Origin of the sequence: Krasilnikovia sp. MM14-A1004 (assembly GCF_047159485.1) — a bacterium.
Taxonomy (GTDB): Bacteria; Actinomycetota; Actinomycetes; order Mycobacteriales; family Micromonosporaceae; genus Actinoplanes.
Genome location: NZ_AP038773.1, coordinates 2,199,482 through 2,211,703 on the forward strand (window position 1 = coordinate 2,199,482; position 12,222 = coordinate 2,211,703).

Sequence of the window (12,222 nt, forward strand, 5' to 3'; positions counted from 1 at the left end):
GAGGGTTCTTCCTCCGCGGATCGCTACGCAGCGTGACGGTACGGAGTTTGCGACCCCTGGTCAAGTGTCGGTTACCGATGAGACGCGGGAGTCGCGCAACTTGACCACTTTAGCCCCTTTCCCTGGCGGGTAGGGCACGTCACGGTCCTGCACTCTGTGTTCACTGGTAACGTGACGGCAGCCAGTGGGTCAACCTTCGCACCTAGGGGGTTGCCTGCCAGACGTCCTTTAACGACCCGTCCCGTGAGGCGGGGAAGGAGGTCAGCCGTGGCATATCCACGCGCCGACACCACTGACAAGATCATTCTCTCCGGGGCCGACCTCCACCGCGTGGTGGACCGGATCGCCCATCAGATCCTCGAGAAGACCTCCGGTGCCACCGGCACGGTCCTGCTCGGCATCCCGACCCGCGGCGTTCCGCTGGCCCGCCGCCTGGCCGCCCGGATCCACGCCTTCGAGGGCGTCGACGTCGGAGTCGGCGCGCTCGACATCACGCTGTACCGCGACGACCTGCGGCTGCACGCCACCCGGGCGCTCGGCAAGACGGAACTGCCGGCCGGCGGCATCGACGGGCGCCGGGTCATCCTCGTCGACGACGTGCTCTTCTCCGGCCGTACGGTCCGGGCTGCGCTGGACGCGCTGAGCGACATCGGCCGCCCCAGCTCTGTGCAGCTCGCGGTCCTGGTCGACCGCGGTCACCGGGAGCTGCCGATCCGGGCCGACTACGTCGGCAAGAACATCCCCACCGCCCGGACCGAGAGCGTGCGCGTGGCGCTGGCCGAGACCGACGACGGTACGGACGAGGTCCGGCTGACCGGAGGCGAGAAATGATCAAGCACCTTCGATCGGCAGCCGACCTGGACGCCGCCACCGCCACCCTGATCCTGGACACCGCCGCGGAGATGGCCGCGCTGGCCGGCCGCGAGGTGAAGAAGCTGCCCACCCTGCGCGGGCGCACCGTGGTCAACCTCTTCTACGAGGACTCCACCCGCACCCGGATCTCCTTCGAGGCCGCCGCCAAGCGCCTGTCCGCGGACGTCATCAACTTCTCCGCCAAGGGTTCCAGCGTCAGCAAGGGGGAGAGCCTCAAGGACACCGCGCTGACGCTGCAGGCCATGGGCGCGGACGCGGTCGTCATCCGGCACTCGGCGTCGGGCGCCCCGCACCGCCTCGCCAACTGGGTCGACGGCTCCGTGGTCAACGCGGGCGACGGCACCCATGAGCACCCGACACAGGCGCTGCTGGACGCGTACACGATGCGTGCGCGCCTCGGCCGCCTCGCCGGGTTGCACGTGGTGATCGTCGGCGACGTGCTGCACAGCCGGGTGGCCCGCTCCAACGTGCTGCTGCTGTCCACGCTCGGCGCCAAGGTGACCCTGGTTGGCCCGCCCACGCTGATCCCGCTGGACATCGCGGCGGCGCTGGCCCCCGGCACCGAGGTGTCGTACGACCTCGACGCGGTGCTGCCCACCGCCGACGTGGTGATGATGCTGCGCGTGCAGACCGAGCGGATGCAGGACTCCTTCTTCCCCTCGGCCCGCGAGTACTCCCGCCGATATGGCCTGGACGCCACCCGGATGCACCGGCTTCCCGAGCACGCGATCGTCATGCACCCCGGTCCGATGAACCGCGGCATGGAGATCACCCCGGCGGTGGCCGACTCGCCCCGCTCCACGATCGTCGAACAGGTCACCAACGGCGTCAGCGTCCGGATGGCCGTTCTCTACCTGCTCCTCGGAGGCAAATGATGTCGGCGTACCTGATCAAGGGTGTTCGGGTGCTCGGCGGTGAGCCGCGCGACCTGCTGATCCGCGACGGGGTGATCGCCGACGGCGATCCCGCGGGCGCCGAGGTGATCGACGCCGCCGGTCTGGTCGCCCTGCCCGGCCTTGTCGACCTGCACACCCACCTGCGCGAGCCCGGACGCGAGGACGCCGAGACGGTCGAGACCGGCTCGCGGGCCGCCGCACTGGGCGGTTACACAGCGGTCTGCGCGATGGCCAACACCTCACCCGTCGCGGACACCGCGGGCGTCGTCGAGCAGGTGTGGCGGCTCGGCCGCGAGGCAGGGCTGGTCGACGTGCAGCCGATCGGCGCGGTCACCGTCGGGCTCGCGGGCAAGCAGCTCGCCGAACTGGGCGCGATGGCCGACTCCGCGGCGAAGGTACGGATCTTCTCCGACGACGGCTTCTGCGTCGCCGACCCGCGCCTGATGCGCCGCGCCCTGGAGTACGTGAAGGCGTTCGACGGGATCATCGCCCAGCACGCAGAGGAGCCCCGGCTCACCGAGGGCGCCCAGATGCACGAGGGTGAGGTCTCCACCCGGCTCGGCCTCACCGGCTGGCCCGCGGTCGCCGAAGAGGCGATCATCGCCCGCGACGTGCTGCTGGCCGAGCACGTCGGCAGCCGCCTGCACGTCTGCCACGTCTCCACCGCGGGCAGCGTCGAGGTGCTGCGCCAGGCCAAGGCCCGCGGTGTCCGGGTCACCGCCGAGGTGACACCGCACCACCTGCTGCTCACCGACGAGCTGGCCGCCAGCTACGACCCGGTGTACAAGGTGAACCCGCCGCTGCGTACCGCCGCCGACATCGAGGCGCTGCGCGCCGCCCTGGCCGACGGCACGATCGACATCGTCGCCACCGACCACGCCCCGCACGCCGTGGAGGACAAGGAGTGCGAGTGGGCGTACGCGCGCCCCGGCATGGTCGGCCTGGAAACCGCGCTGCCGGTCGTGCTCTCCGTACTCGGTGAGCAGTGGGATCTCATCGCCGAGCGGATGTCGCGTGCCCCGGCGCGGATCGCCGCGCTGACCGGGCACGGCGGCGACCTCAGCGTCGGCTCTCCGGCCAACATCACGCTGGTGGACCCGTCCGCCCGCCGGGTCGTCGACCCGGCCGGGCTGGCGAGCCGCAGCCGCAACACACCGTACGCGGGCACCACCCTGCCGGGTCGCATCGTCGCGACCTTCCTCCGGGGAGAGCCGACAGTCCTGGACGGGAAGGCGACCAAGTGACACGCACCCCTGCGATCCTCGTTCTCGAGGACGGCCGCACGTTCGCCGGTGAGGCGTACGGCGCCGTCGGCGAGACCTTCGGCGAGGCGGTCTTCACCACCGGCATGACCGGGTATCAGGAGACCCTGACCGACCCGTCGTACCACCGGCAGGTCGTGGTGCAGACAGCGCCGCAGATCGGCAACACCGGCGTGAACGACGAGGACGACGAGTCGGACCGGATCTGGGTCTCCGGCTACGTGGTCCGCGATCCGTCGCGCCGCCCCTCGAACTGGCGCGCCACCGGCGACCTCGGCGAACGCCTCGCCGCCGAGGGCGTGGTCGGCATCAGCGGCATCGACACCCGGGCGCTGACCCGGCACCTGCGCGAACGCGGCGCCATGCGGGTCGGCGTGTCCAGCCTGGACACCGACCCGCAGGCACTGCTGGCGAAGGTCCAGCAGGCACCCGGCATGGTCGGCGCGGACCTGTCCGCGCAGGTGAGCACGCCGCAGCCGTACACGGTCCAGGCCGTGGGGGAGCACCGGTACACGATCGCCGCGCTGGATCTGGGCATCAAGCGCAACGTGTCCCGCCGCCTCGCCGAGCGCGGGGTGACCACGCACATCCTGCCGTCGTCGTCCAGCGTGGAGGACCTGCTGGCGGTGAACCCGGACGCGGTGTTCTTCTCGCCCGGCCCCGGCGACCCCGCCACCGCCGACCACCCTGTCGCGCTGGCCCGGGAGGTGATGCGGCGGCGGATCCCGCTGTTCGGCATCTGCTTCGGCAGCCAGATCCTCGGCCGCGCGCTCGGCTTCGGCACCTACAAGCTCGGGTACGGCCACCGCGGCATCAACCAGCCCGTGCTGGACCGCACCACCGGCAAGGTCGAGGTGACCAGCCACAACCACGGCTTCGCCGTCGACGCCCCGGCCGACAATGTGACCGACACCGAGTTCGGCCGGGTCGAAGTCAGTCACGTGTGCCTCAACGACAACGTGGTCGAAGGGCTGCGGGCGCTCGATGTGCCCGCGTTCACCGTTCAGTACCACCCCGAGGCGGCGGCCGGTCCCCACGACGCGGACTACCTGTTCGACCGTTTCGTGGAACTTGTGGAACGAAAAGGCCAGCCCCGCGTCGAGCTTGGCGAGAAGAGGGCTGTCTGATGCCGAAGCGTACTGATCTGAAGCACGTCATGGTGATCGGCTCCGGGCCGATCGTCATCGGCCAGGCCTGCGAGTTCGACTACTCCGGCACCCAGGCGTGCCGGGTGCTGCGCGCCGAGGGTCTGCGGGTCTCGCTGGTGAACTCCAACCCGGCGACGATCATGACGGACCCGGAGTTCGCCGACGCCACCTACGTCGAGCCGATCACCCCGGAGTTCGTCGAGCTGGTCATCGCCCGCGAGCGCCCCGACGCGATCCTGCCGACGCTGGGCGGCCAGACCGCCTTGAACACGGCGGTCGCCCTGCACGAGAGCGGCGTGCTCGACAAGTACGGCGTGGAGCTGATCGGCGCGAACATCGACGCGATCCAGCGCGGCGAGGACCGCCAGAAGTTCAAGGACATCGTGGCCAAGGCCGGGGGCGAGACGCCGCGCTCGCGGGTCTGCCACTCGATGGACGAGGTCCGCGCGACCGTCGCCGAGCTGGGCCTGCCGGTGGTCATCCGCCCGTCGTTCACCATGGGTGGCCTGGGCTCCGGCATGGCGCACACCGACGAGGACCTGGAACGCATCGCGGGCTCCGGGCTGGCCGCCTCCCCGGTGCACGAGGTGCTCATCGAGGAGAGCGTGCTCGGCTGGAAGGAGTACGAGCTCGAACTGATGCGCGACAAGCACGACAACGTCGTGGTCGTCTGCTCGATCGAGAACATCGACCCGATGGGCGTGCACACCGGCGACAGCGTCACCGTCGCCCCGGCCATGACGCTGACCGACCGCGAGTACCAGCGTCTGCGCGACCTGGGCATCGCGGTGCTGCGCGAGGTCGGCGTGGACACCGGCGGCTGCAACATCCAGTTCGCGGTCAACCCGGACAACGGGCGCCTGGTCGTCATCGAGATGAACCCGCGCGTCTCCCGCTCGTCGGCGCTGGCGTCGAAGGCCACCGGCTTCCCGATCGCGAAGATCGCCGCGAAGCTGGCCATCGGCTACACCCTGGACGAGATCCCCAACGACATCACGCTGAAGACGCCTGCCGCGTTCGAGCCCGCGCTGGACTACGTGGTGGTGAAGATCCCCCGGTTCGCGTTCGAGAAGTTCCCCGGTGCCGACCCGGAGCTGACCACCACGATGAAGTCCGTCGGCGAGGCGATGAGCCTGGGCCGCAACTTCGCCGAGGCGCTCAACAAGGCCATGCGCTCCCTGGAGACCAAGGCCGCCGGATTCTGGACGACCCCGGACCCGACGGACTCGCTCGACGACACGCTCGAAGCGCTGAAGATCCCGCACGACGGGCGGCTGTACACAGTGGAGCGGGCGCTGCGGCTCGGCGCCACGATCGCGCAGGTGCACGAGGCCAGCGGCCGCATCGACCCGTGGTTCCTGGAGGAGATCCAGGCACTGGTGGAACTGCGTACCGAGATCCTCGGCGCCGCGGTACTGGACGAGGATCTGCTGCGCCGCGCCAAGCGGTGCGGGCTGTCCGACCGGCAGCTCGCCGCGCTGCGCCCCGAGCTCGCGGGCGAGGACGGGGTCCGTACGCTGCGGCACCGCCTCGGCGTACGCCCCGTCTACAAGACGGTGGACACCTGCGCGGCCGAGTTCGCGGCGAACACGCCCTACCACTACTCGTCGTACGACGAGGAGACAGAGGTGGCGCCGTCGGACCGGCCCAAGGTCCTCATCCTGGGCTCGGGGCCGAACCGGATCGGGCAGGGCATCGAGTTCGACTACTCGTGCGTGCACGCCGTCCAGGCGCTGCGAAGCTGCGCCGTGGATGGCTCAGCCCTCAATTCCGGTTCCGGCGCCGAAGGCGACGGTTACGAGACCGTCATGGTCAACTGCAACCCCGAGACGGTCTCCACGGACTACGACACCGCCGACCGGCTGTACTTCGAGCCGCTGACGTTCGAGGACGTCCTCGAAGTCGTGCATGCGGAGGACGCCTCCGGGAGGGCCGCGGGCGGCCCCGGCGTGGTCGGGGTCGTCGTCCAGCTCGGCGGGCAGACCCCGCTCGGGCTGGCGCGCCGCCTCAAGGCCGCCGGGGTGCCCATCGTCGGCACCTCGCCCGAGTCGATCGACCTGGCCGAGGACCGGGGCGAGTTCGGCGAGGTGCTGGCCGCCGCGGGGCTGCGCGCTCCCGACCACGGCACGGCCACCAGCTTCGCGCAGGCCAAGGCGATCGCGGACACCATCGGCTACCCCGTGCTGGTACGGCCCTCGTACGTGCTCGGCGGCCGCGGCATGGAGATCGTGTACGACGAACCGACGCTGGCCGCGTACATCCAACGGGCCACCGAGATCTCCCCTGACCACCCGGTGCTGGTGGACCGGTTCCTCGACGACGCCATCGAGATCGACGTCGACGCGCTCTGCGACGCCACCGGCGCTGTGTACCTCGGCGGCGTGATGGAGCACATCGAGGAGGCCGGCATCCACTCCGGCGACTCGTCGTGCTCGCTGCCGCCGGTCACCCTGGCCGGTGCACACCTGGCCGAGGTGCGCCGCTACACAGAGGCGATCGCCCGCGGCGTCGGCGTACGCGGCCTGCTCAACGTCCAGTACGCCCTCAAGGACGACGCCCTCTACGTGCTGGAGGCCAACCCGCGCGCCTCCCGTACGGTGCCGTTCGTCTCCAAGGCGACCGCGGTGCCGCTGGCCAAGGCGGCCGCCCGGATCATGCTCGGCGCCACGATCGCGCAGCTGCGCGCCGAAGGGGTGCTGCTGCCCACCGGCGACGGCGGCGAGACCCCGCCCGGAGCGCCGATCGCGGTCAAGGAGGCGGTGCTGCCGTTCAAGCGGTTCCGCACCCCGGCCGGGCACGGCGTGGACAGCCTGCTCGGGCCGGAGATGAAGTCGACGGGCGAGGTGATGGGCATCGACCCGGGCTTCGGCCCGGCGTTCGCCAAGAGCCAGTCCGCCGCGTACGGATCGCTGCCGACCAGCGGCAAGGTCTTCGTCTCCGTGGCCAACCGCGACAAGCGCTCGATGATCTTCCCGGTGAAGCGCCTCGCCGACCTCGGCTTCACCATCGTCAGCACGGCCGGGACGGGCGAGGTGCTGCGGCGGCACGGCATCGAGTGCGAGATCGTGCCCAAGCACTTCGAGAGCCCCGGCAAGAACGCGGTCGAGCTGATCCTCGCCGGGGAGATCGCCCTGATCATCAACACCCCGCAGGGTTCCGGCGCGAGCGCCCGCGCCGACGGGTACGAGATCCGCAGCGCGGCCGTGGTCGCCGACATCCCGAGCATCACCACGGTGCCCGGCGTGGCCGCGGCGGTGATGGGCATCGAGGCGCTGATGCGCGGCGACATGACCGTCCGCCCCCTGCAGGAGCTGCACGCCTCGCTGCGGAGCGCTGAGTGAGCGCTTTCGAGCGGCTCGTCCGGCCGGCGCTGTTCCGGGTGGGCGGTGGCGACGCCGAGGCGGCGCACGAGTTCACCCTGCGCCGGCTGGCCGCCCTGAGTGGACGGCCGCGGGCCCTGGCGCTGCTGCGCCGCCGGTACGCGGTCAGCGCCCCGGTCGAGGCGTTCGGGGTGCGCTTCCCCAACCCGGTCGGGCTGGCCGCGGGCATGGACAAGAACGGCGTCGCCCTGCCCGCCTGGCCCGCGCTCGGCTTCGGCTTCGTCGAGGTCGGCACGGTGACCGCGCACGCCCAGCCGGGCAACGACCGGCCCCGGCTGTTCCGCCTGCGTGACAGCGAGGCGATCATCAACCGGATGGGCTTCAACAACGCCGGTGCCGCCGCCCTGGCGCAGCGGCTGGCGGACCTGGGCCCGCTCGGGGTGCCGCTGGGGATCTCCCTGGGCAAGTCCAAGGTGACCCCCCTCGACGAGGCGGTCGACGACTACCTGACCTCGTACAACCTGCTCCGGCCGTACGCGGACTACATCGCTGTCAACGTGTCCTCGCCCAACACGCCGGGCCTGCGCGCCCTGCAGGACCGGGCGGCGCTGGCGTCGCTGCTGGGCGCGCTGGTCGGCAAGACCCCGGTGCTGGTGAAGATCGCCCCCGACCTCTCCGAGTCCGCCATCGCGGAGGTGCTGGAGGTGTGCCTGGCCACCGGCACGTCCGGGGTGATCGCCACGAACACCACCCTGGCCCGCGACGGGCTTGCCCCGGCCGACCAGCCGCGGGCGGGCGAGGCGGGCGGGCTGTCCGGGCGGCCGCTCACCGAACGCTCCCGCAAGATCGTGGAGTTCGTGCACACAGAGACCGGCGGCGCCCTGCCGATCATCGGGGTGGGCGGGATCGTCGACCCCGACGACGCGGCCCGGCTGTTCGACGCCGGGGCCTCGCTGGTGCAGCTCTACACCGGTTTCGTCTACCGCGGGCCGGGCCTGGTCCGCGCGGCGGCCCGCGCCGCCGCAGCCGGGGAACGAGCCCGTCCGTGACCGGCGGCCCGCCCGGCCCTTCCGCCGACGCCGCCGAGGCCGGGCCGGGCCGTCTGCTCCCTCTCGACCGGGCGCACGTCTGGCATCCGTACGGGCCGATGCCGGGACGGTCCGATCCGTACGTGGTGGACAGTGCCGCCGGAGTCCGCCTGAGGCTGGCCGACGGCCGGGAACTCGTCGACGGCATGTCGTCGTGGTGGGCCGCCATCCACGGCTACCGGCACCCGGTGCTGGACGCGGCGCTGGTCGAGCAGAGCGGCCGGATGAGCCACGTCATGTTCGGCGGGCTCACCCACGCCCCGGCGGTCGAGCTGGCCACCACGCTGGTCGAGCTGACCCCCGACGGCCTGGAACACGTCTTCCTGTGCGACTCCGGCTCCGTCGGCGTCGAGGTGGCCGTCAAGATGGCGTTGCAGGCCCAGCGGCACCGGCACGGGCCGGGACGGCACCGGCTGGCCACGTGGCGCGGCGGCTACCACGGCGACACGTTCCACCCGATGAGCGTCTGCGACCCGGTCGGCGGCATGCACCAGCTGTGGACCGGCGTGCTGCCCCGGCAGGTCTTCGCCCCGCCGCCCCCGGCCGACTTCGACCAGGGGTACGCCGACGAGCTGGCCGCGACGATCGGACGGCACGCGGACGAGCTGGCCGCGGTCATCGTGGAGCCGATCGTGCAGGGCGCGGGCGGGATGCGGTTCCACCACCCCGGATACCTGCGGGTGCTGCGCGAGGTGACCCGCGCCCACGACATCCTGCTGATCTTCGACGAGATCGCCACCGGCTTCGGGCGTACCGGGACGCTGTTCGCGGCCGAGCACGCCGGGGTGAGCCCGGACATCATGTGCCTGGGCAAGGCGCTGACCGGCGGCTACCTGACCCTGGCCGCCACGCTGTGCACCACCCGGGTCGCCGCGGCCGTCTCGGCGGGCGAGGGCGGCGGCCTGGCGCACGGGCCCACGTTCATGGGCAACCCGCTGGCCTGTGCGGTCGCCAACGCCTCTCTCGGCCTGCTCGGGGCCACGGACTGGGCCGGCGCTGTGCAGCGCATCGAGACGGGCCTGGCGGCGGGCCTGGAGCCGCTGCGGGGCGCCCCGGGCGTCGCCGACGTGCGGGTGCTGGGCGCGATCGGCGTCGTGCAGCTCGACCGCGACGTCGACGTCGCGAAGGCCACGGCGGCGGCCGTGGGCGAGGGCGTGTGGCTGCGCCCGTTCCGCGACCTGATCTACACCATGCCCCCCTACGTGACGGACGACGCCGACGTCGCCCGCATTACCGCGGCGATCACCGCCGCGGTGGCAGCTACCTGACAGAGGGAGTGATTCGACTCGATGGAGAGCTTCGGAACCCGGCTGCGCCGGGCGGTCACAGAGCGCGGTCCCCTCTGTGTCGGCATCGATCCGCACGCCGCGTTGCTGGCTCGGTGGGGCCTGCCGGACGACGTCGCCGGCCTGGAACGCTTCGCCCGTACGGTGGTCGACGCACTGGCCGATCGGGTCGCCGTGCTGAAGCCACAGTCGGCGTTCTTCGAGAGATTTGGGTCACGTGGAGTGGCCGTTCTTGAGTCAACTATCCGACAGTCCCGCGAGGCGGGTGCGCTTGTGCTGCTCGACGTGAAGCGTGGCGACATCGGCTCGACGATGGCCGCGTACGCCGACGCGTACCTGAATCCGGCGAGTCCGCTGAGTGCGGACGCGATTACTGTGAGTCCCTACCTCGGAGTCGGCTCGTTGCAGCCGGCATTCGACGTCGCGGCCACGCACGGCGCCGGAGTCTTCGTCCTGGCGCTGACGTCCAATCCGGAGGGACCGGGCGTCCAGCACGCCGTCGCGGCCGACGGCCGGACCGTCGCGCAGACAGTCATCGACGAGATTTCGCAGGTCAACGCGGGTGCGGATCCGCTCGGCAGCCTCGGGGTGGTGGTCGGCGCGACGATCGGCGAAACCGGTCACGACCTGTCCAAGGTGAACGGGCCACTGCTCGCGCCGGGCCTCGGAGCGCAGGGCGCGACCCCCGCGGACCTCCGCGCGGTCTTCGGCGCGAGCGTGCGGAACGTGCTGCCGTCGTACTCGCGGGAAGTGCTCGGCGCGGGACCGTCCGTGGCCGATCTGCGGGCCGCGGCGGCCCGCGCGGCGGCGGATTGCCGGGCCGCGCTCGGGTGAAACGGGCTGCCTAGCAGGTCCCGCTCCCACCGGTCGGGGGGTACCCCCACGTTGCCGAAACCGTCGTTGACCGCTAGTTTTCCCGGCGCCGGGAACCACATGCCCCTTTGGTTCCATGGCACACCACGTTTCACAGAAGCGCCGGTATTGGAGTACCGCCGCATAGGGACCTGAGGAGAACTGGTGCCGCTCCCGTCACTGAGCCCCGAGCAGCGTGCAGCCGCGCTGGAGAAGGCCGCGGAGATTCGCAAGGCCCGGGCCGAGCTCAAGGAACAGCTCAAGTCTGGCAAGACCACCCTCGCCGCCGTACTGGAGCGGGCCGAGGGCGACGACGTCGTCGGCAAGCTGAAGGTCTCGGCCGTGCTGCAGGCGCTGCCGGGCATCGGCAAGATCCGGGCCACCCAGATCATGGAGAAGCTCAAGATCGCCGACAGCCGTCGCCTCCGTGGCCTCGGCGAGCAGCAGCGCAAGGCCCTCCTGGGGGAGTTCGCTGCGAACTGATGCAAAGGCTCGTGTAGGAATGAGCCGTGAGCATGGATGACGAAACGCGCCCGGCAGCCCGACTCACCGTCCTGTCCGGCCCCTCGGGGGTCGGAAAGGACAGCGTGATCGAGCTGATCCGGGCGCGTTCGCCATGGATCAAGCTGTCCGTCTCCGTGACGACCCGCAAGAAGCGTGATTACGAGACCGACGGTGAGCACTATCACTTCGTCACCCGTTCGGAGTTCCAGCGGCTGATCGACGGCGACCAGCTGCTCGAATGGGCGGAATTCGCGGGCAACCTCTACGGCACCCCGCGGGCGCAGGTGGAGGGCTGGCTGGCCCAGGGCCGCCCGGTTCTGCTGAAGATCGACCTCCAGGGCGCCCGCCAGGTCCGCGCCGCGATGCCCGACGCACAGCTGGTCTTCCTCGCCCCGCCCAGCGTCGAGGAGCTGCAGCGCCGGCTGATCGGGCGAGGCACGGACGACGAAGAGACCATCAAGCGTCGGCTGGCCCACGCCGACGAGGAACTGGCGGCGGAGACCGAATTCGACCGAACGGTGGTCAACGACTTCGTCGAGCGCGCCGCGGACGAACTGGTAGGATTGCTCGGTTCGTCATTCCTGACGCCCGCTCAGGCGCCCGAAGTTTGAGGTCCTGGGCAACTTCGAGGCCCATCAGCTCCCGACCACTGAGGATTTCACCACCGTGGCAACCATCGCCAACCCCGAAGGCATCACCAACCCGCCGATCGACGAGCTGCTCGACAAGACCTCGTCGAAGTACTCGCTGGTGATCTTCGCGGCCAAGCGCGCCCGCCAGGTCAACGCCTACTACAGCCAGCTCGGTGAGGGCCTGCTGGAGTACGTCGGCCCGCTGGTGGAGACCACCCCGCAGGAGAAGCCGCTCTCGATCGCCCTCCGGGAGATCAACGCAGGCCTGCTGACGGCCGAGGCCACCGACCAGCCCTGACCCGCACGCCGGGTCCCGGCCGTTCCCGCACGACCAGGATCCATGGACCCGCGTCCCGCCCCG

At 71.1% G+C, this 12,222-nt stretch carries 11 protein-coding genes; all 11 read left to right on the top strand.

Translation table 11 applies throughout. The annotated features are described in order from the left end of the window. Window positions 1-267 precede the first annotated feature (267 nt). Complete coding sequence (gene pyrR, locus ACMCNN_RS10050; protein WP_412745912.1) at window positions 268-831, top strand: bifunctional pyr operon transcriptional regulator/uracil phosphoribosyltransferase PyrR; 564 nt, start codon at window positions 268-270, stop codon at window positions 829-831. After that, window positions 828-1,748 (top strand): aspartate carbamoyltransferase catalytic subunit, encoded by a 921-nt coding sequence (locus tag ACMCNN_RS10055; protein WP_412745913.1) that lies wholly within the window; start codon window positions 828-830, stop codon window positions 1,746-1,748. Before pyrR ends, ACMCNN_RS10055 begins: the two co-directional genes overlap by 4 nt. Next, a complete protein-coding gene (locus tag ACMCNN_RS10060) occupies window positions 1,748-3,013 on the top strand; it encodes a dihydroorotase (protein WP_412745914.1) in 1,266 nt (421 codons plus the stop codon). The genes ACMCNN_RS10055 and ACMCNN_RS10060 overlap by 1 nt, the downstream gene beginning before the upstream one ends. Next, a complete protein-coding gene (carA, locus tag ACMCNN_RS10065) occupies window positions 3,010-4,158 on the top strand; it encodes a glutamine-hydrolyzing carbamoyl-phosphate synthase small subunit (protein ID WP_412745915.1) in 1,149 nt (382 codons plus the stop codon). Before ACMCNN_RS10060 ends, carA begins: the two co-directional genes overlap by 4 nt. After that, entirely contained in the window at window positions 4,158-7,520 is a 3,363-nt protein-coding gene (carB, locus tag ACMCNN_RS10070; RefSeq protein WP_412745916.1) for a carbamoyl-phosphate synthase large subunit, read from the top strand. Before carA ends, carB begins: the two co-directional genes overlap by 1 nt. Beyond that, a complete protein-coding gene (locus ACMCNN_RS10075) occupies window positions 7,517-8,548 on the top strand; it encodes a quinone-dependent dihydroorotate dehydrogenase (RefSeq protein ID WP_412745917.1) in 1,032 nt (343 codons plus the stop codon). The genes carB and ACMCNN_RS10075 overlap by 4 nt, the downstream gene beginning before the upstream one ends. Before the next feature lie 53 nt (window positions 8,549-8,601). Beyond that, complete coding sequence (locus ACMCNN_RS10080; RefSeq protein ID WP_412747121.1) at window positions 8,602-9,855, top strand: adenosylmethionine--8-amino-7-oxononanoate transaminase; 1,254 nt, start codon at window positions 8,602-8,604, stop codon at window positions 9,853-9,855. 21 nt (window positions 9,856-9,876) lie between these two features. After that, complete coding sequence (gene pyrF, locus ACMCNN_RS10085) at window positions 9,877-10,707, top strand: orotidine-5'-phosphate decarboxylase (protein WP_412745918.1); 831 nt, start codon at window positions 9,877-9,879, stop codon at window positions 10,705-10,707. A 183-nt stretch (window positions 10,708-10,890) separates the two neighbouring features. Then, window positions 10,891-11,208 carry an integration host factor, actinobacterial type gene (mihF, locus tag ACMCNN_RS10090; protein WP_130508107.1) on the top strand — a complete coding sequence of 106 codons (318 nt, stop codon included), beginning with the start codon at window positions 10,891-10,893 and terminating at the stop codon, window positions 11,206-11,208. A 32-nt stretch (window positions 11,209-11,240) separates the two neighbouring features. Next, window positions 11,241-11,840 (top strand): guanylate kinase, encoded by a 600-nt coding sequence (gene gmk, locus ACMCNN_RS10095; RefSeq protein WP_412747122.1) that lies wholly within the window; start codon window positions 11,241-11,243, stop codon window positions 11,838-11,840. A 55-nt stretch (window positions 11,841-11,895) separates the two neighbouring features. Continuing rightward, window positions 11,896-12,159 (top strand): DNA-directed RNA polymerase subunit omega, encoded by a 264-nt coding sequence (gene rpoZ / locus ACMCNN_RS10100; protein WP_130508105.1) that lies wholly within the window; start codon window positions 11,896-11,898, stop codon window positions 12,157-12,159. The last annotated feature ends 63 nt before the right edge of the window (window positions 12,160-12,222 follow it).

What these genes read in the sequence shown, in the direction of transcription:
- ACMCNN_RS10055 (WP_412745913.1), top strand. Translation starts at nt 828, where the DNA reads ATGATCAAGCACCTTCGATCGGCAGCCGACCTGGACGCCGCCACCGCC.
- ACMCNN_RS10060 (WP_412745914.1), top strand. Translation starts at nt 1,748, where the DNA reads ATGTCGGCGTACCTGATCAAGGGTGTTCGGGTGCTCGGCGGTGAGCCG.
- carB (WP_412745916.1), top strand. Translation starts at nt 4,158, where the DNA reads ATGCCGAAGCGTACTGATCTGAAGCACGTCATGGTGATCGGCTCCGGG.
- pyrF (WP_412745918.1), top strand. Translation starts at nt 9,877, where the DNA reads ATGGAGAGCTTCGGAACCCGGCTGCGCCGGGCGGTCACAGAGCGCGGT.
- gmk (WP_412747122.1), top strand. Translation starts at nt 11,241, where the DNA reads ATGGATGACGAAACGCGCCCGGCAGCCCGACTCACCGTCCTGTCCGGC.